The organism is Sphingomonas sp. SP2, assembly GCF_058313385.1.
Map to the genome: position 1 here is coordinate 495,363 of NZ_JBZFLD010000001.1, position 22,006 is coordinate 517,368.

Genomic DNA, 22,006 nt, shown 5'->3' on the forward strand with positions numbered 1-22,006 from the left:
CCCGTCCTCACGCGAACAGCCCGTGGACGAACCAGGCCGGCGCGCCGCCGCGGCCGTCGCCGACCACGCCCTCGCGAAAGATCCAGAAACGGATCCCTTCCATGTCCTCGACCTTGTAATAGTCGCGCAGCCGCGCGGTCGAACGCGAGCGCCACCACTCGGGCGAGATCCGCTGCGGCCCCTGCGCGCGGGCGATGTCGTGCACCCGGCGGCGCCACACGAAGCGGCGCGGCAAACCCTCGGGCGTGGCGTAGATGACCGCGACTTCCTCGGGGCGATCGAGAAGGCGGGTGGGCAGGCTCTCCCCCTCCCGCTCGCGGGAGGGGGCCGGGGGGAGGGCTTGTCCAGCGCGTGACACAGGCCCTCCCCCAGCCCCTCCCGCGAGCGGGAGGGGAGCAGCAGTATCCACCCCCTCGCCCCACCCCGCCGCACGCTCGGGCAAATGGCTCTGCACCCGCACCGGCCGCCGCACCTTGGCCGGGCCCAGCCGGACGCTCAGCCGGTCGATCAGCGCCGCCACCGCCAGTTCGGACGGGGGTTCTCCGAGCAGCGCGTCCTGCGCCGCGTCGAGCCGTTCCCACCAGCGCACCTCGAGCGCGAAGGCGTCGATCCCGAAGCCGGGGTCGATCCCCTGCCGCTCGAGGATGCCGGACAGGAGCCGGTGGAGGTGCGCCGGCTCGCGCGAGGGAATGGAGGTCGCGACCTGGACTTCGCCCAAGCTGCCGTCGACCCGGAAAGCGGTGAGCACCAGGTGCCGCGCGCCGAGCTTGCGCCGTTCGAGCGTGCGCGCCAGCGGCGGGACCAACCGGCCGAGCGCCTGCGCCGCCGCCTCGGGATGCACCACCGGCTCTTTCAGCGGCAGCAGCGCGCGCGGCGGCGGATCCTCGGGCAAGGGGGTGAGCGGCTCGGGCTTGCGGCCGAGCGCGCGGTCGAGCGCGTCGAGCGGATGCTCATCCTTGGCGAACCGCCGGGCGAGCGCCTTGCGCGGGACCCCGGCAAGATCGCCAATCTCCTTGAGCCCCAGCCGGACCAGCATGTGGTTGGCGATCGGCGACAGGCGCAGCGCCGCGACCGGCAAGGGGGCGAGCACGCGCGCCAGCTCGGCCTCCGCCGCCAGCCGGGCGCCGCGTCCGTAGCGCGCCAGCGCCCAGGCCGCACCCGCGGTCGGCGCAATCGCGGCCCGCGCCCCGATCCCCATGGCCGCGAAGCGCGCCTCCATGTCGGCGATCAGCCTGTCCTCGCCGCCGAACAGGTGCGCGACCCCGCCGACGTCGAGGCGTAGGCCATGCTCGCCGTCGATCTCGACCAGGGGCGACCAGCGCTGCGCCCAGCGCGCCGCGGTCCTGAGCCAGGCCGCCTCGCCCGCGAGATCGGCCGGCTCGGCCTCGAGGCCGGGGTCGAGCGCGCGGGCGTCGGCCAGCCGTCCGCCCGGCCGCGCCCCGCGCGCCGCCGCGGCCGGGGTCGCCGCATGGATGAGCTGGCCGTGCCGTCCCTCGACCGTCAGGACCAGCGGGCGGGCGAGCGCGTCGTCAGGCGCGTCGCTGCCATTGGCCCACCGCTCGATCGCCAGGTTCGGCAGCCACAGGGAGCAGATCCGGCGCATCATCGCCGACCACCCACGTGCCCGGCAGCCGCCGACGCGAGCGGAACAGTTCGGCCTGCCAGCGTGGGGCTCCGGGCGCCTTGGGGTCGAACGGATGGGCAAGGCTCGGCGCGCTTCCCAGCCGCCAGCGCTCGCGCGCGCCGCTGAGGTTGGCTTGGCCCTGCAGCCGGACCAGCCAGCAGGCGACCCCGCTCCGTTCCGCCGCCACCGCCAGTCGCCGCGTCGCGGTGAAGTCGAGCGCTTGCGGGTCGCCCCACAATTCGCCGATCACCCCGCTTAAGGCCGGACATCGGAGGCCCTCCTCCATCGCCCACAGGGCCGCTTTGGCGTCGCGCGCCTCGACATGGATGAGGCCACGGCCGATCGCCCCCAGCCCCGCCGCATGGACCCGCCCGCCCTCGCGGATCGCCATTCGCTCCTGCACCCAGAGCAGGGGCCGCGCGGGGTCGAGCTGGCCGAGCACGAAGCCGGTCCAGCCCGCATCGCGCGGCGAGGCGGCGAAGAGTTCGGAGAGGATGGCCGCATTGTTCTCCGGAGAAAGCCGGAGCCCAGTGGCTGCTGGAGCAGTTCCCAGCGCAGCCGAAGGAGGCACTGGACCCCGGCCTTCGCCGGGGAACAGCCCTTCTTCAGCCGCACGGCTCCCGCCGCCGGCGACCAGGTGAAGACCTCGATCCACACGACTCGCAACGCTATTGTTCTTCTTTTGTTCTTATTCGCGCGAGTCCGCGAACGGAGTCAACGGGGCGACTCAGCGGCCCCTAGTGGAACAGGGCAAAGTGGCGGCGTTCGACGTCCGCGGCATTACGGGCGACCAGGCGCAAGGTGGGGCTGTCGCCGCGGGCTCCATAAGCGGCGTGCATTGCATAGCTGTTCTGGTGTACCTTGCGCATCAGCCGGAGGTAAGCGGCCTGCGAAGGCGCGGAGGCGAACTCGTCCAACCAGACCCGGTGATTGGGAAGCAAGGTCGCGGCGGGCAGCAGATTGAGCCGGCGGCCAGCCATCGACAATTGTCCGGCCAACCCACGATGCTCTTCGGCCAACGACTGCGGCAAACCATCGAATGCCGCATTCCCATCCAGGATCGGCACCTGTGCCGCCCGGATCACCAGCTGGTCGTAGGATGCGGCTCGCGCCAGGTAAGTCGCCGCGGTCGGCACCTCGACGTCGGGCTTCGGCAGCGGCGGTGCCGACCGAGCAGGCCGGCCACTCATGGAATTGGGATCGGGCTTCTGCGTCGCGCAGCCGGCGAGGAGCAGTGCGGAGAGAAAGACAATCTTACGCATCACGTCATCCCGGCCTTGAGCCGGGATCCCGCTGCTCGGTCCGGCCAAGCCAAGAAGGAAGAAGCTGGACCCCGGGTCAAGCCCGGGGTGACGAATGAACGATCCCTCGGGGTGACGGATAAAGATCGCCTAGGGTAACGACGCCTTGAGATCAGCGTCCGATCATCGCCTCGGGACGAACCACCCGGTCGAACGTCTCGGCGTCCACCAGCCCCAGCTCGAGCCCGGCTTCCTTCAGCGTCAGGCGCTTCTTGTGCGCATGCTTGGCGATCGCGGCGGCATTGTCGTAGCCGATCTCGGGCGCCAGCGCGGTCACCAGCATCAGGCTGCGGCCAACCAGCTCGGCGATATGCTCCTCATTGGCCTCGGTGCCCTCGACGCAACGTTCGGCGAAGCTGACCATGGACACCGACAGCAGCTCGACCGAGCGAAGCACGTTCGAGCCGATCAGCGGCATGAAGACGTTCAGTTCGAAATGACCCTGGAGGCCGCCAACGGTGACCGCCTGGCCGTTGCCGATGACCTGCGCGCAGACCATCGTCAGGCTCTCGACCTGGGTCGGGTTGACCTTGCCCGGCATGATCGAGCTGCCCGGCTCATTCTCGGGCAAGCTCAATTCACCGAGGCCCGAGCGCGGCCCGCTCCCGAGGAAGCGAATGTCGTTGCCGATCTTGGTCAGCGCGACGGCAAGCGTGTTGAGCGCGCCGTGGAAGAAGACGAGGCCGTCACGCGCCGCCATTTCCGCGAACTTGTTGGGCGCGGGATAGAAGGAGGAGCCGGCGATGTCGCTGATCGCCGCACACATGTCGTCGGCCCAACCCTCGGGCGCATTGAGGCCGGTGCCGACCGCGGTGCCGCCGATCGCCAGCTTGCGCAGATTGCCCTCGAGCGCGCCCTCGATCCGGGCGCGGCAGGCTTTGAGCTGCGCGGCATAGCCCGAGAATTCCTGGCCGAGCGTCAGCGGGGTCGCGTCCTGCGTATGGGTCCGGCCGATCTTGACGATATGGTCCCAAGCCTCGGCCTTGGCCTCGAGCGCCGCGGTCAGACGGTCGAGCGCGGGATAGAGCTGCTGCTCCGCCGCAAGGACCGCCGCGACGTGAAGCGCGCTGGGGAAGCTGTCGTTCGAGCTCTGGCTCTTGTTGACGTGATCGTTGGGGTGGACCGGGCTCTTGCCGCCGCGGGTGCCGGCCAGGGCCTCGTTCGCGATACCGGCGACGACCTCGTTGACGTTCATGTTGGTCTGGGTGCCGCTGCCGGTCTGCCAGATGGTCAAGGGAAACTGGTCGTCATGCTTGCCGGCGATGATCGCCGCCGCGGCCGCTTCCATGGCATCGGCGAGCTTGGCGTCGAGGCCGTGCTTGCGATTCACCCGGGCCGCGGCCTGCTTGACGATCGCCTGGGCGTGGACCAGCCGGATCGGCATCCGCTCGCGTTCGCCGAAGGGGAAATTGCCGAGGCTGCGCTGGGTCTGGGCGCCCCAGTAGCAATCGCCGGGCACCTCGATCGGGCCAAAGCTGTCGGTTTCGGTGCGGGTGTTGGTCATGCGCTTCCTTCCGTCATCCCGGCCTCGAGCCGGGATCCGCCTCATTCTTCAAGGCGCGTCAAAAGGAAGGCGGACCCATGGTCAAGCCGGAAAAGGTAAAACTCTTTCCCGCAGAGCTTCAGTCATGTCCGGGGGACATGACTGCCTTTGCCGGGCATGACCATCAAGCCCGGGATGACGCGCCGCGTCACTTCTTGCGAGTGAAGTCCACCGACACGACGTTCGAGCCGTCCTCGACCGAGACCGCGGCCGGGGCGTCATTCTCCGCCACGTCATGGTCCTCGTGCCCATCGTTCTCGGCGCCATTGGCCTGGAACTTGAGGCTGAAGTCGACCGCCGGATCGACGAAGTCGGTGACCGCTGCGAACGGCACGCGAAGGGTCGCGGGGACCCCGCCGAAGCTCAGGCCGACGGTGAAGAAATCGGGCGCGACATGCAGGTCCCAGAAGCGGTGCTGGATGACGATCGTCATCTCGTCCGGGAAGCGCTGCGCAAGATGCTTCGGGATTTCCACTCCCGCCATGCGCGTGCGGAAGGTGATGTAGAAGTGGTGCCCACCGGGCAACCCGCCGCCCTTCTCGACCGAGGTCAGCACGCGGCCGACCACGTCGCGCAGGGCTTCCTGCACGATCTCGTCGTAGGGAATCAGGCTTTCCGGAGTCTCGTCGGCCATGCGGCAAACTGGTAGCGGGACGGACTTGAGGGTCAACCGGGAAACGCCATCATGCCAATTGATCACAAGCAAAGTTACGACGAGACCAATATCTTCGCGCGCATCCTGCGTGGCGAAATCCCGGCCAAGAAGGTGCTCGAGACCGAGCACAGCATTGCCATCCACGACATCAACCCGGCGGCCGCGATCCACGTGCTGGTCCTGCCCAAGGGCGCCTACGTCAGCTGGGAAGATTTCTCGGCGCATGCCAACGAAGGGGAAATCGCGGATTTTGTCCGGGCGATCGGCGAGACCGCGCGGATCGTCGGCGCCGAGCCGCAGGGCTACCGGCTGCTCGCCAACGTCGGCAAGCGCGCCGGCCAGGAGATCGGCCACCTCCATGTCCACCTGTTCGGCGGTCAGCCGCTCGGCCCGATGCTCGCGCGCTGAGCCATCGGCAGGCAGGTGACGAGAGGCATTGCGCGGTGGGAACTAGCCGCTACGCTCCCCCGCCACGAATTCCTTGGAGGGGATCAATATAGTTATGGCAACATCGGCACCCAATGAGGGGCTGTTCGGGCGGGTCAAACCGCTCGATGCAATTCTCCGGACCGCGGAGAAGAAGTCGCTCCACCGTACGCTTGGCGCGTTCCAGCTGACGCTCTTCGGCATCGGCTGCGTCATCGGCACGGGTATCTTCGTGCTGACGGCCGCAGGTGCGCAGAAGGCCGGACCCGGCCTGATGCTGGCCTTTGCCATCGCCGGTGCGATCTGCATCGTCGCCGCGCTCTGCTATGCCGAGATCGCGGCCATGCTGCCGGTCGCGGGCTCCGCCTATACCTACACCTACACGACCATGGGCGAGGTCCTCGCCTGGACGGTCGGTTGGGCCCTCATCCTCGAATATGCGGTTGCGGCGAGCGCCGTGTCAGTCGGCTGGTCCGGCTTCTTCTCCGGAACGGTCCTCAAGGAATTCCTGGGCGTACAATTGCCGACCTGGCTGTCGGGCGCCCCGCTCGCGCTGGGCGGGATCGAGGGCGGGTTCATCAACCTGCCGGCGGTCTTCATCGCGCTCGTCATCACCTGGCTGCTGATGATCGGCACCACCGAAAGCGCCCGCGTCAACGCGGTGCTGGTGGCGATTAAGGTCACCGCGCTGACGGCCTTCATCGGCATCACGCTGACCAGCTCCTACTTCGACCCGGACAAGTTCAATCCGTTCCTGCCCGCGGGCGTGTTCGGCGGCTTCGGCTCGGGTCTCGGCGCGGTCGGCGCGGCGGCGACCATCTTCTTCGCCTATGTCGGCTTCGACGCGGTCTCGACTGCGGCCGAGGAAACCAAGAACCCGCAGCGCAACGTGCCGATCGGCCTCGTCGGTTCGCTCCTGTTCTGCACCGTCTTCTATATCCTGGTCGCCGCCGGCGCGATCGGCACCATGGGCGGCCAGCCGATCATGGGCCCGAACGGCGTGCCCTTCCCGGCCGGCTCGGAAGAGCTTGCCCGCCAGTGCGCCACCTTCGCCGCCGACCAGCTACCGCTGGTCTGCTCGAACGAGGCGCTGGCGCACGTCCTGCGCCAGATCGGCTGGTCGGGTGTCGGCAACGCGCTGGGCATCGCGGCCTCGCTCGCGCTGCCGTCGGTCATCCTCATCCTGATGTTCGGCCAGACCCGCATCTTCTTCGTGATGAGCCGTGACGGCCTGCTCCCCGAGAAGCTCTCGGCGGTGCACCCGAAGTGGAAGACGCCGTATATCGTGACCGCCATGACCGGTGGCGCGGTGGCCTTCGCCGCAGCCTTCCTGCCGGTCGGCAAGCTCGCCGACATCGCCAATGCCGGCACGCTCTATGCCTTCATGATGGTCGCCATCGCGGTCATGATGCTGCGCAAGTCCGCCGCGGACCGAGAGCGCAGCTTCCGCACCCCGGCGCTGTGGCTGCTCGGGCCGCTGACCATCGCGGGCTGTATCTTCCTCTTCTTCAACCTGCCGGTCGACGCGATGCTCGTCCTCCCCATCTGGGGTGCGGTCGGGATGCTGGTCTATTTCGGTTACAGCCGGAAGGCGAGCCATCTGGGTCGTGGCATCGTCGAGGTACCGGAGGCCGAGGTTGACGAGCTCAATCCGCAGGTCGCCGGCGTTGGCGGTGAAGGTAACCCGGCCGATCGTCCCTGATCTTCCGGGCACAAACGAAGAGGGCCGGTGCATCGCTGCACCGGCCCTTTTTCTTTGTCCTGAAGACGCTCGTCTTAAAGGAGGTCGGCGGTAAGTTCCTTGAGGTCGGCCTCGGGACGGGCGCCATAATGCTGGATGACCTCCGCCGCAGCGATCGCGCCGAGGCGGAGCGAGGCTTCGAGCCCGAGCCCGCGGACCTCGCCAGCGAGGAAGCCCGCGGCAAACAGGTCGCCCGCGCCGGTCGTGTCGACCAGCTGCTCGATCGGCTCGGCGGGCACGCTCGCCCGCTCGTCACCGCGAACGGCGACCGCACCCTTTTCGCCATGGGTCGCGACCAGCAGCGGCACGCGCGGCGCGATCGCCGCCACCGCGGCCTCGAAGTCGGTCGCCCCCGAGAGCGAGAGAAGCTCGGCCTCGTTGCCGAACAGGATGTCGAGCTGCCCTTCGTCGAGCAGGCGCTGGAAGTCCGCGCCGTGACGATCGACCACGAAGGTGTCGGACAGGGTCAGCGCGACCTTGCGACCGGCGGCGCGGGCGGCGGCGATCGCCTCGACCATCGCGGCGCGCGGCGCTTCCGGATCCCACAGATAGCCCTCGAGGTAGAGGATGCTCGCCTCGGCCGCGATCGCCGGATCGAAGTGGCCAAGTTCGAGCCGCTGGGTCGCACCGAGGAAGGTGTTCATCGTCCGCTGCGCATCGGGCGTGACGAGGATCAGGCTGGTCGCGGTCGCACCGATGCCGTTGCGGGGGGCGACGATGAAGTCGATGCCCTGCGCCTTGATGTCGTGGACATAGATGGCGCCGAGCTGGTCGTCGGCGACCTGCCCGGCATAGGCGACCTTGAGACCGAGCGCGGCAAGGCCCGCGGCCGTGTTGCCGGCCGAACCGCCGCTGATCTCGCGGCCCGCGTTCATGTGCGAATAGAGCCGGGTCGATTCTTCCTCATCGATCAGGCGCATCGACCCCTTCACCAGGCCTTCGGCCTCGAGGAAGGCGTCGTCGGCGTCGGCGATCACGTCGACGATGGCATTGCCGATCGCGAGCACGTCGTAGCGGGTCTGGGTCATCAAAGGTCCTGACTGAGCAAGGGAAAGATCGCCGGGGCGGGTAGCGGCGGCACTCGGGCGCGTCCAGCCTTGCCCCCGCCGCCGGGGAGCGCCATCAGCGGGCGATGCGCCGCCTTGTCCCCTTCGCCGCTCTCGTCATCGCCGCCTGCGCGACCACCCCGCCGCCGGTGAAGACGACCACCCCGAAACCGACGCCGGGCCCGGTCGCGACGCGCAGCGGGATCTCGGGCCTCACCCAGGATGAGCTTGCGTTGCGCTTCGGCGCGCCCTCCTTTCAGGTCCGCGAAGGGAGTGCGCTGAAACTTCAGTGGCAGAATGCGACTTGCGTGCTCGATGCCTATCTCTACCCACCCGCGAGCGGCACCGGCGCATCGACTATCCTCCACAGCGACGCCCGCCGGCCGGGCAGCGGTGACTCCTACCCGGTCGAAAGCTGCATCACGGCGCTCGGTCAGCGCTGAGCAGGCGGCCCCGTGCCCAGTCGGCGGCTTCGGCGACGACCGGGTCCTCGTCGGCCCGCAGAGCTTCCACCTTCGCTAGCAGCGTCGCATCGCCGCTATTGCCCGCCGCAATCAGGCAATTGCGGAGCCAGCGCTTGATCCCGATCCGCTTGATCGGGCTTCCGGCGAAGAGCGTCCGGAACGCTGCATCGTCGAGCGTGAGGAGATCCGCGAGCCGCGGCGCGACCAGTTCGGCCCGCGGCATGAAGGCGCGATTGGCCTGCGCCTGCTCGGCGAAGCGGTTCCACGGACAGGCGGCGAGGCAGTCGTCGCAGCCATAGATGCGGTTTCCCATCGGCACGCGAAGGTCGACGGGGATCGGCCCGGCATGTTCGATGGTCAAATAGGAGATGCACTTGCGGGCATCGATCCGGCGCGGACCGTCGATGGCGCCGGTCGGGCAGGCCGCGATGCAGGCGGTGCAACTGCCGCAATGTTCCGAGGCGGGCGCATCGGGCTCGAGCTCCAGTTCGGTGAAGATGACGCCGAGAAAGAGCCAGTTGCCGTGGTTGCGCGAAAGAAGATTGGTGTGCTTGCCCTGCCAGCCGATCCCGGCCGCTGCAGACAGCGGCTTCTCCATCACGGGCGCGGTGTCGACGAACACCTTCAGCTCCGACGGGACCGCGTCGACGATGAAGCGGGCGAGTGCCTTCAGCGCCTTCTTGACCGTCTTGTGATAGTCGCCACCCTGCGCATAGACGCTGACGCGGCCCCGGTCGGGGGCATCGGCGAGGGCGCGTGGGTCCTGTCCCGGCGCATAGCTCATTCCGAGCGCGATCACGCTTCTGGCTTCGGGCCAGAGGGCCTGCGGGCGGGCTCGCTGGCCGGCGCGCTCCTCCATCCAGCCCATGCTGCCGTGGCGGCCCTCGGCGAGCCATTGCCGGAGTGCTTCCCCGGCCTCGGGGACCGCGTCGGCCCTGGCGAAGCCACAGGTGACGAATCCCAGGCGCTCGGCCTCGGCTCGTATCCTTTCCTTAAGGCTTGCGGGTTCAAGCACTTCGCCTCACTACATCAGGGACGAGCGGGGAGGCCAGACGAGTGCTGCAGCAAGTCATGAACGAGGGCGCTGCCGTCTCCGCGCACGACCTCGTCAAGACCTTTGCCGACAAGCGCGCCGTCGACGGGGTCAGCCTGTCGGTGCCGAGCGGAAGCATCTTTGGACTGCTCGGCCCCAACGGAGCGGGCAAGACCACCACCTTGCGGATGCTCCTCGGGATCATCGATCCCGACAGCGGAGAGCGCTCGCTGCTAGGTCATTCGCGCCCGCTCGAGGCGGCCAACGAGGTCGGTTACCTTCCCGAGGAGCGCGGCCTCTATCCCGCCATGGTGGCGCGCGAGGCGATCGCCTTCATGGGCGCCCTGCGGGGCCTCCCGCTCCGCGAGGGACGGCGCCGGGCAGTCGAGATGCTGGCCGAGCGCGGACTGTCCGAATGGGAGAACAAGCCGATCCGGACCCTGTCGAAGGGAATGGCGCAGACGGTGCAGCTACTCGGCACCCTCGTCCATCACCCACGGCTGATCGTGCTCGACGAGCCTTTCTCCGGCCTCGATGCGATCAATCAGGAGAAGCTCGAGTCATTGATTCGCGCCGAGGCTGCCGCCGGCGCCACGGTGATCTTCTCGACCCATGTCATCGCGCATGCCGAGAGGCTGTGCGAGCGGATCGCGATCATCGCTGGAGGCAAGGTTGCCTTCTCCGGCGCCGTCGACGCCGCGCGCGACCGGCTCCGCCCCATCGTCCGCCTTCAGACACGCGAGCAGGAGGGACCCTGGCAGGCCGCGCTTCCGCCCGAGGCGCGATGGACCGGCCGGGAATGGCGCTTCGAACTTCCGCCGGAGGGACCGGAGCCTCTGCTCCGCGCGCTGCTCGAACATGATGCGGGCATCGAGACGCTTTCAATCGAGCGGCCCGGCCTCCACGACGCCTTCGTCGCGATCGCCGGCTCCGCCGCGGCCGAGGCGATGGGCAAGGGAGTGTCGGCATGACCCGGCGGCTCAATCGACTACAGGCCGCGCTCGTCATCGCCCGCCGCGATTATACCGCAACGGTGCTCAGCCGGACCTTCCTCTTCTTCCTGATCGGCCCGCTTTTCCCGGTGCTGATCGGCCTGCTCTTCGCCGGGATCGGTGCCCGCGTCGCACAGGAAGAAGCGCGTCCGCGGATCGCCGTCATCGCGTCGCCTGCCGAGCTTGCCCGCCTTCAGGAAGCGCGCGACGAGCTCGACGATCTGCCGGGTATCAGCCGCTTCCCGAAACTGGTCGCCGCGACCCCGGGCGCTACCCCGGAAGCCCTGCTTGCCGACCGCAAGAATCCGGTGGTCGCGGTTCTCAAGGATCCGTTCGGCGAGCCCTGGATCATCGGCGCGATAGACCAGCAGAATGGCCTTGCCGGACAGGCGATCCTCATCATGTCGCGCGCCGCGCCCGACCATAAGCCTATGCCCGGGATCCTGATCAAGCGGGTGGCGACCACCTCCGGGTCGATCGAAGCCGCGCGCTCGACCACGGCCCGCGCCGGCCAGGCCCTGCTCTTCTTCCTGACCCTGCTTCTCTCCGGCATGCTCCTTTCCCAGTTCATCGAGGAGAAGTCGAACAAGGTCATCGAAGTGCTCGCCGCCGCGGTGCCAGTCGAAACCGTCTTCCTCGGCAAGCTCTTCGCCATGCTGAGCGTAAGCCTGACCGGAATCGCCGTCTGGACGACCGCCGGCCTTGCCAGCGCCGCGTTGCTGCTCGATCCCGGCAAGATCGCCAGCCTGCCCCAGCCCGCCGTCGGTTGGCCGGTCTTCGCCCTCCTCGGCTGCGCCTATTTCGCGATGAGCTATCTGCTGATCGGCGCGGCCTTCCTCGGGATCGGCGCGCAGGCAAGCAGCGCGCGCGAAGTGCAGACGCTGTCGATGCCGGTGACCATGGCGCAGGTCGCGCTGTTCGCGCTCGCGAATTTCGCGCTGAGCGAACCGCATGGCCCGCTCGGACTCCTGGCCGCAGCCTTCCCCCTCTCGTCGCCCTTCGCGATGATGGCCCGGGCCGCGCTCGATCCCGCAATCCTGCCCCACCTTGCCGCGCTGGCGTGGCAGATGCTGTGGGTTGCGATCATCCTGAAGTTCGCCGCGGCCTGGTTCCGCCGCTCGGTGCTCAGCGGCAAGAGCGGTCGGCGCGGCTGGTGGAAGCGTCAGATGGCGAAGGCCTAGGCCGCCGCCTTCTGTTCGTACATGGCAAGGTCGGCCCGGACGAGCACGTCCTCGGGTCGGTCTCCTGCCCGGATTTCGGCAATCCCGATGGCCGCGGAGAGCGGGATGGCGACCCCGGCATGAACGAAGGTGGTGCCGGCGATGAGGTCGGTCAGCCGCGCCGCGGTTTCCATCGCCTGCGCTAGGTCGACCCGCTCGAGCAGGACCGCAAACTCGTCCCCGCCGAAGCGCGACACGCAATCGCTTTGCCGGACGCCGCCGGTCAGCAGCTCGGCGACATGGATGAGCGCGGCATCGCCCGCTTCATGACCAAAGCTGTCGTTGACGACCTTGAGGCCGTCGACGTCCACGAACAGCAGCGCGCTGCCATCACCATAGCGTTCGCAGCGGTCGATCAGTGCAGAGAGCTGCCGCTCGAACCCGCGGCGATTCGGCAGCGGTACCAGCGAATCATGATGGGCCAGGCGGTCGAGCTCGCCGACCTGCCGCTCCAGCCGCGCGACGGTGGCGCGCAGCCGTGCGATCTCGGCCCGCAAGGCAAGCGGATCCTCGTCGACCATGCTGCGCTCGTCAGTCATGCTAGGCCCCACTCCCGCCGGGGCGGAGCTTCATAACGCATGTTGTGACGCTTGGGGAGCGGGTGACATGTCGCCGGCCTGCCACTAGACAGCAGGCCCTGAGGCGGAGGGCACGACCGGGCAATGAACGTCGGAATCATCATGGGCAGTCAGTCCGATTGGGAGACGATGCGGCATGCCGCCGCGATCCTCGAGGAGCTTGCCATTCCCCATGAGGCAAAGGTCGTCTCGGCGCACCGCACTCCGCAGCGACTGTACGATTATGCGACAGGCGCGCGGGATCGCGGGCTGAAGGTCATCATCGCCGGCGCCGGCGGTGCGGCGCACCTCCCCGGGATGGCGGCCTCGATGACCAGCCTTCCGGTTCTCGGCGTCCCGGTCGAGAGCAAAGCCCTGTCCGGCATGGACAGCCTGCTCAGCATTGCGCAGATGCCCGGCGGCATCCCCGTCGGGACGCTGGCGATCGGCAAGGCTGGTGCGATCAATGCCGGCCTGCTTGCCGCCTCGATTCTTGCGCTCGGGGACGAAGCCCTTGCGGCCCGGCTCGACGCCTGGCGTCAGCGGCAGACCGACAGTGTGGTCGAGCAGCCCGAGTGATCGGCCCGGGCGGAACGATCGGGATCATTGGCGGCGGTCAGCTCGGCCGGATGCTGGCCATGGCCGCAGCGCCGCTTGGCCTTCGCTGCCACATCTTCGATCCGCACGAGCGCCCCTGCGCTGCGGACGTCGCGGCGGACTTCACCCGGGCGGCCTTTGACGATGTCGCCGCCCTCGAGCGCTTCGCCGCGAAGTGCGATGTCGTCACCTACGAGTTCGAGAATCTTCCGGTCGGCCCCCTCGCGACCATTGCCGACAAGCTCAGGCCCGGGACCGAAAGCCTTCGCATCGCGCAGGACCGCGCGGCCGAGAAAGCCTTTGTCGAGGAAGCAGGCGGCCGTCCGGCCGCGTGGCGGACGGTCGACAATGCCGAGGATCTCGAACAGGCGATCGCGGCGCTCGGCCTTCCGCTCGTCCTGAAGACACGGCGTGACGGCTATGACGGCAAGGGACAGGCCTGGGTCCGTTCACCTGATGAAGCCGCGGCAGCGCTCGCGTCGCTGGGCGGGCAATCGCTGGTCGCCGAGCAGGGCATTGCCTTCGAGGCGGAATTTTCGGTCGTCCTTGCGCGCGGCGAAGACGGCGACATCGAATTCTTCGACTGTGCGCGCAACATCCACGAGGACGGAATCCTCCGCCGCTCGCTCATCCCCGCCGGAGACTCGATCGACCGGCATGTCGCCGAGGCCCGCCGCCAGGCCGGAGCGATCGCGGCCAAGCTAGGGCATATCGGTGTGCTGACGGTCGAATTCTTCGCCTGCGCCGACGGCCCGATGGTCAACGAGATCGCGCCCCGGGTGCACAACAGCGGCCACTGGACGATCGAGGGCGCGCAGACTTCCCAGTTCGCCCAGCATATCCGCGCAATCTGTGGGCTTCCATTAGGCAGTCCGGAACGTCGCGGCGCTGCGGCGGAGATGGAGAATTTGATTGGCGACGATGTCGAGCGCTGGCCGGAACTCCTCGCCGAACGAGATGCGGCCTTGCACCTCTACGGGAAGGGCGAGGCCCGCCCCGGTCGCAAGATGGGGCATGTGACCCGGCTTGGCTGAGCCTTCGGACACGAACCCCCCTTTCGGCGTTGAGGCGCCGATCCCCTTCGTCGGAGCCACGTTCTTGCGCCGATTGCTTGCGCCCATGATCCTGATCTTGTGCGGCGGAACGAGCGCTGCGGCACCGAAGCCGCCGCCCGGCGCCGTCCTGCGCTTCATGAAGGGCGAATGCGACCGACTTGCCCTCCCCGGGCGGTCGCGGGCGGGTTGTCGGCCCCAGCTCATCAACCTCGTCTATGCGACGGGCGGGGTGTCGTTCGTCTTCGCGGGCACCGACGGCCGCCTGATCAGCTTTCGCAGCCGCGTTGACCGGCAGACCGGCGACCAGACCAGGCTGGCGGTGGATCAGGTTACGATCGTCAGTCGCGGCGGCCAGCGCTACGACGTTCGCCCGGCACGCGGATCGTGCCTGCTGATACCCTTTGCGATGAATCGCAGCCGGCTCGAATGCACCGCCCGTGCCGGCGCGCACCGGTTCAGTGCCCTGTTCCGGACCAGCGACGACGCGCCCAAGTTGCTCGCGCTCGCCGGCGACTGACGGGAAAAAGGGCCCCGGAATTGCTGCCGAGGCCCTTTCCTACGCCAAATTGACCGAGGCTTACTTCGCCTCGATGACCTGGACCGGATAGCCGAGCTTATCGAGCTGCGGCTTCACCTTGGCGGCATCGCCGACCACGACCCAGGTGAAGCCCTTCGGATCGATTGCCGACCGCAGCGCGGTGTCGATGCCCGCCTGGTTGAGCGCGCGATACTTGTCGGCAAGCCGCACCTGATAGTCGTCCGGACGGCCGAGCAGGCTGTTGGACAGCATCGCGTTGAGCACCGCGCTCGAGGTCTCGAAACGGCCCGGCAGGGTATTGATGTTGTTCGCCAGGACGCGCTGCAGCTCCTCGCTGGTGATGCCCTTGCTGCTGACCATGTCGGTGACCTGGCCGTTCAGCGCGACGAGCGAGTCGCCGGTGCGGTCGGCCTGGACCGGGGCCGCTATCGTGTAGGGCACGCCATTGCGATTGAGGCTGAAGTTACCGCTGACGCCATAGGACCAGCCCTTGGCCTCGCGCAGGTCCATGTTGATGCGCGACAGGAAGTTGCCGCCGAGGACTTCCGAACCTGCCTGCGACGCGATCACGTCGCCACGCGGATCGACCGGGGTCACCTGGGCGGCGACCACGACCGACTGCGGGGCATTCGGAACGTTGACGAGATAGACGGTCGGGCTGGCCGGGCGGGCCGGGGGCGCGGTGAAGGTCTTCACGCCCTTGGCGACGCCGGCCGGGACCGCCCAGCTGCCGAAGCGCTTCTCGAGCTGCGGGGTGAGCTGCGCCAGCGGCAGGTTGGAGACCACGAAGATCTCGGCATTGTCCGGGCGGAGCCACTTTTGCTGGAAGGCGACGATGTCGTCGCGGGTGAAGCTCTTCACCGCGTTCGGATCACCCGCGCCGACCACCGCATAAGGGTGGTTCGCGCCCCAGATCAGCGACGGGACGACGCGGCCAACGATGCCGTTCGGGTCCCGCTGCTGCTGGGCGATGCCGGTCAGCGCCTGGGTGCGGACGCGCTCCAGTTCGGTCGAGGCGAAGGTCGGCTGCTCGACCATCGTCTCGAGCAGGTCGAGGCTCGGCGCGAGATTGGCCGACAGCGCCGACAGGACGACGGTGCTGCGGTCGAGGCTCGAGCTGGTGCTGATGTCGGCCCCAAGCTCTTCCTGGCGCTCGGCGATCTGCTGTGCCGAGAGATTGCCCGCGCCTTCCTCGATCAGACCGAGGGTCATCGACTGCAGGCCGCGCTGGTTGGCGGCATCGGCGGCCTGGCCGGCATCGAACGCCAGCGCCATCGTCGTCACCGGGACGGCCTTGCGCTGGGCGTAAGTGATCTTCATCCCGTTCGACAGCGTCGCGCGCTGGATGGTCGGGAAGTCGAGCGCGGCGAACTGGCCGACCGGCGGAATGGCCCGCTTGGTCGGGGTCGGCGGCGTGCCGGCCTGCGGCGCGGCCGAACCACCCTTGGCTTCCTGGTAGGGCGGACGCTCACCGGGCTCGAGCCGGATCTTGAGCGCAGGGCGACTCAGATACTGGCGGAAGGCGGCCTGGACCTGCGCCGGGGTGACCCGGGCATATTCGTCCAGCTGCTTTTTGAACCAGTTGGGGTCGTTGGCGTAGAGCTGGCCCTGGGCCAGCGCGACGGCCTTGCCGCCGAAGCCGCCGACCTGCTCGAGGCCCTTGATGGTCCCGGCGACTTCTTGGGTCGCGGCGCGCTTGAGTTCCTCGCGGGTCGGACCCTTGGCGATGAAGTCGGCCATGATCTCGTCGAGGCGCTTCTCGACCTGCGCCGGATCGACGCCCGGGCGGACGGTCGCCTGGATCGAGAAGAGGCCGACGCGATGCTGCGGCTGCGCGCTGGCCGACACCGACACGGCGAGCTTCTCGTTGCGCACGAGGGCATTGTCGAGGCGCGAGGAGGCAAGGCCGCCGAGCACCGAACCGCCAAGCTCGAGCGCCGCCGTCTGCTTGTCGAGCATGCCCGGGATCGCCCAGGTGCGGTTGAGAATGGTCGCGGCGACGCGATCCTTCATCACGATGGTCTTGCCGTTGGCAGCCGGCACGGCGGCCTGGGCGGGGACATTCACCGGACCGCGCTTGATGCTGCCGAAATACTTCTCGACCAGCGGACGGGCCTCAGCAGCATTGATGTCGCCGGCAAGCACCAGCACCGCATTGTTCGGGCCGTAATTGTCGCGGAACCAGGCCTGGACGTCTGCGAGGCTGGCGGCGTCGAGGTCGGCCATCGAGCCGATCGGGGTGTGGTGATAGGGGTGGCCGGCCGGGAAGAGGTTGCCGAAGATCTCATACTGAATGAGGCCGCCGGGGCGATTGTCGCCCTGACGCTTCTCGTTCTGGACGACGCCGCGCTGGTTATCCAGCTTCTGCTGGGTCACCGCGCCGAGCAGATAGCCCATGCGATCCGATTCCATGAACAGGGCGCGCTCGAGCGCGGCCTTGGGCACGGTCTGGAAATAGTTGGTCCGGTCGAAGCTGGTCGTGCCGTTGAGGTCGGTCGCGCCGATCTCGGTGGTATATTTGAAATAGTCCTCAGGCAGGTTCTCCGACCCGTTGAACATCAGATGCTCGAACAGATGGGCGAAGCCGGTCTTGCCCTGCGGCTCGTCCTTGGAGCCGACATTGTACCAGACGCTTACCGCGACCACCGGCGCCTTGCGGTCCTCGTGAACGACCACGGTCAGGCCGTTTGCAAGCTTGAAGCTTTGGTTCGGGATCTTCACTTCGCTGACGAGGCTCGGAAGCGGCGCCGGGGCCTGGCTCTGCGCGACGGCCGCGCCCGGAACAGCGAGAACGGGCAGCGATGCGCCGGCCAGAAGGGCGGCAAGGCGTAGGGATGAGCGCATGAGTCTGAAGCTCCAGTGAGAATTCGGTGGGCACCGAGTGGGGCCTTTCGCGCGCGAGCCGACGCTGCCGTCGACGAACGGTTGCACCTCTTCGACCAATGGTGGGAACGCAGGGCCAAGGTCCACGGCTGACATCAGACGCGGACCCTGCTAGCGGCGCCTCCAAATGACTGACCTTTCCCGCATCCGCAATTTCTCGATCATCGCGCACATCGACCATGGCAAGTCGACGCTGGCCGACCGTCTCATCCTGCGCTGCGGCGGCCTTACCGAGCGCGAGATGACCCATGGCCAGGTGCTCGACAATATGGAGATCGAGCAAGAGCGCGGGATCACCATCAAGGCCCAGACCGTCCGCCTCAACTACAAGGCCGGCGACGGAGAGACCTACACGCTGAACCTGATGGACACGCCGGGCCACGTCGACTTCGCCTATGAAGTCAGCCGGAGCCTTGCCGCGTGCGAAGGTGCGCTGCTCGTCGTCGATGCGGCGCAAGGCGTGGAAGCGCAGACCCTTGCCAACGTCTACCAGTCGATCGAGCACGACCATGAGATCGTGCCCGTCATCAACAAGATCGACCTTCCCGCGGCCGAGCCCGAAAAGGTGAAGGCCGAAATCGAGGAAGTGATCGGGCTCGACGCCAGCGACGCGGTCCTGACCAGCGCCAAGAGCGGGATCGGCATCGACGAGGTGCTCGAGGCGATCGTCACCAAGATTCCGCCGCCCAAGGGCGACCGCGATGCGCCGCTGAAGGCAATGCTCGTCGACAGCTGGTACGACCCCTACCTCGGCGTCGTCATCCTGATCCGCGTCATCGACGGCGCGATCCGCAAGGGCCAGGAAATCGCTTTCATGGCCGCCGGGACCAAGCATCTGGTCGACCGGGTCGGGTGCCTTCGTCCCAAGCTCGAACTCCTGCCCGAACTCGGGCCGGGCGAAATCGGCATTATCACCGCACAGATCAAGGAAGTCGCGCAGACCCGCGTCGGCGACACGATCACCGACGCTAAGAAGCCGGCCGCGGCGCCGCTGCCGGGCTTCAAGGAAGTCCAGCCGGTGGTTTTCTGCGGCCTCTTCCCGGTCGACGCCGCCGACTTCGAGAAACTCCGCGAGAGCATCAGCAAGCTCCGGCTCAACGATGCGAGCTTCAGCTTCGAGACCGAAAGCAGCGCTGCGCTGGGCTTCGGTTTCCGCTGCGGCTTCCTCGGGCTCCTTCACCTCGAGATCATCCAGGAGCGACTGACCCGCGAATATGACCTCGACCTCATCACGACCGCGCCAAGCGTCGTCTACACGATGCACCTGACGCATTCGAAGAATGAGGAAGCCAAGACCATCTACCTCCACAACCCGGCCGACATGCCCGATCCCAACCGGATCGAGAGCATCGAGGAGCCGTGGATCGAGGCGACCATCTACGTCCCCGACGAATATCTCGGCCCCATTCTCAAGCTCTGCCAGGATCGCCGCGGCATCCAGAAGAACCTGACCTATGTCGGCGGCCGCGCGCAGCTCACTTACGAACTGCCGCTCAACGAGGTGGTGTTCGACTTCTACGACCGCCTCAAGAGCATGTCGAAGGGCTATGCGAGCTTCGACTATCACCAGATCGGGACGCGCGAGGGCGATCTCGTCAAGATGAGCATCCTCGTCAACGAGGAGCCGGTCGACGCCCTCTCGATGATCGTCCACCGCGGCACCGCCGAGCAGCGCGGCCGCGGCATGGTCGAGCGCCTCAAGGAGCTGATCCCGAGGCACATGTTCAAGATCCCGATCCAGGCCGCGATCGGCGGCAAGGTCATCGCCCGCGAGACGATCAGCGCACTGCGCAAGGACGTCACCGCCAAATGCTATGGCGGCGACGCCACCCGCAAGCGCAAGCTTCTCGAGAAGCAGAAGAAGGGCAAGGCCCGGATGCGCGAATATGGCAATGTCAGCATCCCGCAGGAGGCGTTCATCGCCGCACTCCGGATGGGCGACGAGAACTGATGCCGTCGGGGCGCCCGCGCGGCGCCCCGCTTACTGGACCTTGGCGCGGAACCGGATGCTGAAGCTGCCGCTGGTCGCCAGCCGGTTCTTCAGCTTGACCCGGAAGAAGGTCACTGCCGGATCGATCCCGTCGGCATTGGCGGTCGGCACATAGGCCCAGTCACTCGCGGTGGGAGCCGCCGACGTGGTGAATTCGAGATCATCGGCGCTGCTGGCCAGTCCTGCATAGCTGTAGGTCAGCCCGCTCGCGGGGCTTCCGTCGACGAAGGCCACCGGGCCGCTCCCGGCACTGCCGAAGTCGCTCACCACCATCTTCGTGTTCGCCGGGATGGCGTCGCTCAGCACCACGCTGTTGTTGTCGGTCTGCTGCCCGCTCGGGTTGGTGACGGTGATGGTGTAGGTCACCGTCGCGCCGGGGATGTTCTTGGGATTGGTAAAGAGATTGACCGGGTCCCAGTAGACCTCGCCGCTCTTGGTCGCCGACAGCGGCGCGAGCACCTTCAGCGTTGCGCTGGCCGCACCGAGCGACGTGACCGTCTGCGTCCCGTAGGCGACGGTCAGCCCTCCCGCCGGAATCGTATTCACGGCATCGCCCGCGGTCTTGCCGGTCACGTCCGCCGAAACCGTGCAGGAGGAGGCCGCCGCGACACTGCCACCGCTTAGCGCCAGCGATGGGCCATTGCCGGCCGCAGTCGCGGTGCCGCCGCACGCCGTCGTGGCATTGGGGATGGCCGCGTTCGTGATGCTGGTCGGATAGGTGTCGGTGAAGGCGACCGCGGTCATCGCCAGCGTCGGGTTCCGGTTCTGGACCGTGACGGTCAGCCGCGAGGTCTGCCCGATCCCAATCGTCGACGCCGAGAAGGCCTTGCTGATGACCGGCGTGCATTCGGCGCCCGAGGACAGGCCCGGAACGGCCGAGGTGACGATCGATGCGCCAGCGCCGCCGTTTCCGCCCGCGGCCCCGTAGGTCGCGCCGAAGCTCCCGCCATTGACCGTCGTCCCGGCCGTCCCGCCCGCGACGTTGGCCGAGACGGTGAAGCTGCTCGCGACGAAGCCGCCGCCGCCGCCGCCACCCGGCCCATGCGCCGCACCGCCGCCGCTGTTGGTTCCACCATTGCCGCCATTGGCATTGACGACGAGGCTTGCGCCGGTCGCATCGAGCGCGCTGACCAATACGCTGCCGCCGGCCCCGCCGCCGCCAGTCGCGTCATTCTGGACCGTGCTGTTGGCGTTTGCGCCGGCCGCGCTGATTGTCCCGCTTCCACGCAGCTTGTCGGTCCGGACGATGACGATCCCGCCCCCGTCGGTGCCGCTCGAAGCGAAGCCGTTGGCGGGCGTCCCTGTACCGTTGTTGGTGGTGCCGGCGCCGCCGCCACCGCCCATGATCAGGCGATCGACCCCGAGCGCTGTGACTCCGCGTCCGCCGACCCCGCCGGTTTGCGGGCAGCCGACCGGCTGGGTGGCGCACCAGGCGTAGCCGCCCTGCCCGCCCGCCCCATAGCCCGCACCGCCGCCGCCGCCGGTATTCTGGTCGTTGGCGACCGGATTGCCGTCGGTCCCGCCGCCGCCGCCAGTCGCGGGTGCGCCGCGGCCGTAGCTGCCATTGGCATAACCTTCGATGCCCATGTCGAGCAGGCTGCCATTGTCGTTCAGGTAGCGCGGCGTGCCGGCGATTCCCTCGCCCTTGCTTGCATTGGTCGCAGCGGTGGCGAGCGTGCGATAGTCGGTGTTGAGACCCGTCGCGCCCGCCAGGGCCCGTCCGCCGCCACCGCGGAAACCGAGCGCGCTGGCGCTGATCGTCCCGCCATTGAGGTTGAGCGTCCCGGCGACATCGAGCGCGACGATCCCGCCTGACGTCCCGTTCCAGTCGCTTCCGGTGACGGTCCCGCCGAGCGTCAGGTCGGCATATTGCGGGACCCGGACGACCTGGAAGCGGCGCTGGCCGGCCGTGCCAAAGGCCGCGTTGGTATAGGCGAAGCTGAGGCCTGCGCCGGCCCCGCCCACCAGCGACAGCGTGCCTCCGGTCAATGGCACGGCATTGGCGGCGCGGACGAACTCGTAGCGGCCGCTGTTGTTGAGGTTCGTGGTCGTCCCGTAAGTCGCGCTATTGCTCGTATCGATCGTCGCATCCTGCATCTGGATGACGAGCAGGAGGTCGCCGGCGCTGATCGGTGTTGCCGCTCCGGTCGCCGCGCCAAGGGAGATACTGACTGCGCCCTGCGCAGCCGACGCAGTGCCCGGATAATAAGTGTTCACGATCCCGCTCAGACCGGCGACCGAGCCCGCCCGCGAGGGCACGGCGCACTGATTGGCGAAAGCCGCACTGCCGAAGGTCAGCGAGGCCGCCATGACGAAGGCAGCGAAGAACTTCCTGATCACG

The 22,006-nt window shown here is 68.0% G+C and carries 19 protein-coding genes; 9 read left to right on the forward strand and 10 right to left on the reverse strand.

Annotated features, from left to right (window positions below):
• Nucleotides 1-7 precede the first annotated feature (7 nt).
• From AC4GYU_RS02570 to AC4GYU_RS02590, 5 genes are all read right to left on the reverse strand, one after another.
• Entirely contained in the window at nt 8-1,606 is a 1,599-nt protein-coding gene (locus AC4GYU_RS02570; RefSeq protein ID WP_491085340.1) for a Y-family DNA polymerase, read from the reverse strand.
• Nucleotides 1,530-2,195 carry an ImuA family protein gene (locus AC4GYU_RS02575; RefSeq protein ID WP_491085341.1) on the reverse strand — a complete coding sequence of 222 codons (666 nt, stop codon included), beginning with the start codon at nt 2,193-2,195 and terminating at the stop codon, nt 1,530-1,532. The genes AC4GYU_RS02570 and AC4GYU_RS02575 overlap by 77 nt, the downstream gene beginning before the upstream one ends.
• Before the next feature lie 166 nt (nt 2,196-2,361).
• A complete protein-coding gene (locus tag AC4GYU_RS02580) occupies nt 2,362-2,886 on the reverse strand; it encodes a DUF305 domain-containing protein (RefSeq protein WP_491085342.1) in 525 nt (174 codons plus the stop codon).
• 151 nt (nt 2,887-3,037) lie between these two features.
• Nucleotides 3,038-4,429, reverse strand: coding sequence for a class II fumarate hydratase (gene fumC, locus AC4GYU_RS02585; RefSeq protein ID WP_491085343.1), 1,392 nt, complete (start codon nt 4,427-4,429; stop codon nt 3,038-3,040).
• A gap of 187 nt (nt 4,430-4,616) precedes the next feature.
• A complete protein-coding gene (locus AC4GYU_RS02590; protein ID WP_491085344.1) occupies nt 4,617-5,102 on the reverse strand; it encodes an SspB family protein in 486 nt (161 codons plus the stop codon).
• A gap of 51 nt (nt 5,103-5,153) precedes the next feature.
• Between AC4GYU_RS02590 and AC4GYU_RS02595 the strand changes: the two genes are divergently transcribed.
• Both AC4GYU_RS02595 and AC4GYU_RS02600 read left to right on the forward strand, forming a co-directional pair.
• The gene (locus AC4GYU_RS02595) at nt 5,154-5,531 is read left to right on the forward strand and encodes an HIT domain-containing protein (protein WP_491085345.1); all 378 of its coding nucleotides are present in this window, start codon (nt 5,154-5,156) and stop codon (nt 5,529-5,531) included.
• 94 nt (nt 5,532-5,625) lie between these two features.
• Nucleotides 5,626-7,251, forward strand: coding sequence for an amino acid permease (locus AC4GYU_RS02600; RefSeq protein ID WP_491085346.1), 1,626 nt, complete (start codon nt 5,626-5,628; stop codon nt 7,249-7,251).
• A 74-nt stretch (nt 7,252-7,325) separates the two neighbouring features.
• On the opposite strand, the gene AC4GYU_RS02605 is transcribed toward AC4GYU_RS02600, so the two are convergent.
• A complete protein-coding gene (locus tag AC4GYU_RS02605) occupies nt 7,326-8,318 on the reverse strand; it encodes an adenosine kinase (RefSeq protein WP_491085347.1) in 993 nt (330 codons plus the stop codon).
• A gap of 104 nt (nt 8,319-8,422) precedes the next feature.
• Here AC4GYU_RS02605 and AC4GYU_RS02610 point away from each other — a divergent pair, with 104 nt between their 5' ends.
• Nucleotides 8,423-8,779, forward strand: a complete 357-nt coding sequence (locus tag AC4GYU_RS02610) for a hypothetical protein (RefSeq protein WP_491085348.1) — start codon at nt 8,423-8,425, stop codon at nt 8,777-8,779.
• Here AC4GYU_RS02610 and queG read toward each other — a convergent pair.
• Nucleotides 8,757-9,815, reverse strand: coding sequence for a tRNA epoxyqueuosine(34) reductase QueG (queG, locus tag AC4GYU_RS02615; protein WP_491085349.1), 1,059 nt, complete (start codon nt 9,813-9,815; stop codon nt 8,757-8,759). The two genes, AC4GYU_RS02610 and queG, sit on opposite strands and share 23 nt — an antisense overlap.
• A gap of 56 nt (nt 9,816-9,871) precedes the next feature.
• On the opposite strand from queG, the gene AC4GYU_RS02620 reads away from it, so the two are divergent.
• Entirely contained in the window at nt 9,872-10,804 is a 933-nt protein-coding gene (locus tag AC4GYU_RS02620; RefSeq protein ID WP_491086866.1) for an ABC transporter ATP-binding protein, read from the forward strand.
• Nucleotides 10,801-12,006, forward strand: coding sequence for an ABC transporter permease (locus tag AC4GYU_RS02625; RefSeq protein ID WP_491085350.1), 1,206 nt, complete (start codon nt 10,801-10,803; stop codon nt 12,004-12,006). Before AC4GYU_RS02620 ends, AC4GYU_RS02625 begins: the two co-directional genes overlap by 4 nt.
• On the opposite strand, the gene AC4GYU_RS02630 is transcribed toward AC4GYU_RS02625, so the two are convergent.
• On the reverse strand, nt 12,003-12,584 hold the full coding sequence (locus AC4GYU_RS02630; protein ID WP_491085351.1) for a GGDEF domain-containing protein: 582 nt from the start codon (nt 12,582-12,584) through the stop codon (nt 12,003-12,005). The two genes, AC4GYU_RS02625 and AC4GYU_RS02630, sit on opposite strands and share 4 nt — an antisense overlap.
• Before the next feature lie 123 nt (nt 12,585-12,707).
• Here AC4GYU_RS02630 and purE point away from each other — a divergent pair, with 123 nt between their 5' ends.
• The 3 genes from purE to AC4GYU_RS02645 all read left to right on the forward strand — a co-directional run bounded on the left by purE (nt 12,708) and on the right by AC4GYU_RS02645 (nt 14,771).
• Nucleotides 12,708-13,181, forward strand: coding sequence for a 5-(carboxyamino)imidazole ribonucleotide mutase (gene purE, locus AC4GYU_RS02635; RefSeq protein ID WP_491085352.1), 474 nt, complete (start codon nt 12,708-12,710; stop codon nt 13,179-13,181).
• The gene (locus AC4GYU_RS02640; RefSeq protein ID WP_491085353.1) at nt 13,178-14,233 is read left to right on the forward strand and encodes a 5-(carboxyamino)imidazole ribonucleotide synthase; all 1,056 of its coding nucleotides are present in this window, start codon (nt 13,178-13,180) and stop codon (nt 14,231-14,233) included. The genes purE and AC4GYU_RS02640 overlap by 4 nt, the downstream gene beginning before the upstream one ends.
• Before the next feature lie 85 nt (nt 14,234-14,318).
• Complete coding sequence (locus tag AC4GYU_RS02645; RefSeq protein ID WP_491085354.1) at nt 14,319-14,771, forward strand: hypothetical protein; 453 nt, start codon at nt 14,319-14,321, stop codon at nt 14,769-14,771.
• Between the two features lie 60 nt (nt 14,772-14,831).
• Here AC4GYU_RS02645 and AC4GYU_RS02650 read toward each other — a convergent pair whose 3' ends face one another.
• Nucleotides 14,832-17,636 (reverse strand): M16 family metallopeptidase, encoded by a 2,805-nt coding sequence (locus AC4GYU_RS02650; RefSeq protein WP_491085355.1) that lies wholly within the window; start codon nt 17,634-17,636, stop codon nt 14,832-14,834.
• A gap of 166 nt (nt 17,637-17,802) precedes the next feature.
• On the opposite strand from AC4GYU_RS02650, the gene lepA reads away from it, so the two are divergent.
• Nucleotides 17,803-19,626, forward strand: a complete 1,824-nt coding sequence (gene lepA / locus AC4GYU_RS02655) for a translation elongation factor 4 (protein ID WP_491085356.1) — start codon at nt 17,803-17,805, stop codon at nt 19,624-19,626.
• Between the two features lie 30 nt (nt 19,627-19,656).
• Here the strand turns inward: lepA and AC4GYU_RS02660 are convergent, their stop codons facing one another.
• A complete protein-coding gene (locus AC4GYU_RS02660; protein WP_491085357.1) occupies nt 19,657-22,005 on the reverse strand; it encodes a DUF7933 domain-containing protein in 2,349 nt (782 codons plus the stop codon).
• Between the last annotated feature and the right edge of the window lies 1 nt (nt 22,006).

Excerpts from the sequence above, each read along its gene's own strand:
- AC4GYU_RS02570 (WP_491085340.1), bottom strand. The coding sequence starts at position 1,606 with ATGATGCGCCGGATCTGCTCCCTGTGGCTGCCGAACCTGGCGATCGAG.
- AC4GYU_RS02580 (WP_491085342.1), bottom strand. The coding sequence starts at position 2,886 with ATGCGTAAGATTGTCTTTCTCTCCGCACTGCTCCTCGCCGGCTGCGCG.
- fumC (WP_491085343.1), bottom strand. The coding sequence starts at position 4,429 with ATGACCAACACCCGCACCGAAACCGACAGCTTTGGCCCGATCGAGGTG.
- AC4GYU_RS02590 (WP_491085344.1), bottom strand. The coding sequence starts at position 5,102 with ATGGCCGACGAGACTCCGGAAAGCCTGATTCCCTACGACGAGATCGTG.
- AC4GYU_RS02595 (WP_491085345.1), top strand. The coding sequence starts at position 5,154 with ATGCCAATTGATCACAAGCAAAGTTACGACGAGACCAATATCTTCGCG.
- AC4GYU_RS02600 (WP_491085346.1), top strand. The coding sequence starts at position 5,626 with ATGGCAACATCGGCACCCAATGAGGGGCTGTTCGGGCGGGTCAAACCG.
- AC4GYU_RS02605 (WP_491085347.1), bottom strand. The coding sequence starts at position 8,318 with ATGACCCAGACCCGCTACGACGTGCTCGCGATCGGCAATGCCATCGTC.
- AC4GYU_RS02610 (WP_491085348.1), top strand. The coding sequence starts at position 8,423 with ATGCGCCGCCTTGTCCCCTTCGCCGCTCTCGTCATCGCCGCCTGCGCG.
- AC4GYU_RS02620 (WP_491086866.1), top strand. The coding sequence starts at position 9,872 with ATGAACGAGGGCGCTGCCGTCTCCGCGCACGACCTCGTCAAGACCTTT.
- AC4GYU_RS02625 (WP_491085350.1), top strand. The coding sequence starts at position 10,801 with ATGACCCGGCGGCTCAATCGACTACAGGCCGCGCTCGTCATCGCCCGC.
- AC4GYU_RS02630 (WP_491085351.1), bottom strand. The coding sequence starts at position 12,584 with ATGACTGACGAGCGCAGCATGGTCGACGAGGATCCGCTTGCCTTGCGG.
- purE (WP_491085352.1), top strand. The coding sequence starts at position 12,708 with ATGAACGTCGGAATCATCATGGGCAGTCAGTCCGATTGGGAGACGATG.
- AC4GYU_RS02645 (WP_491085354.1), top strand. The coding sequence starts at position 14,319 with ATGATCCTGATCTTGTGCGGCGGAACGAGCGCTGCGGCACCGAAGCCG.
- AC4GYU_RS02650 (WP_491085355.1), bottom strand. The coding sequence starts at position 17,636 with ATGCGCTCATCCCTACGCCTTGCCGCCCTTCTGGCCGGCGCATCGCTG.
- lepA (WP_491085356.1), top strand. The coding sequence starts at position 17,803 with ATGACTGACCTTTCCCGCATCCGCAATTTCTCGATCATCGCGCACATC.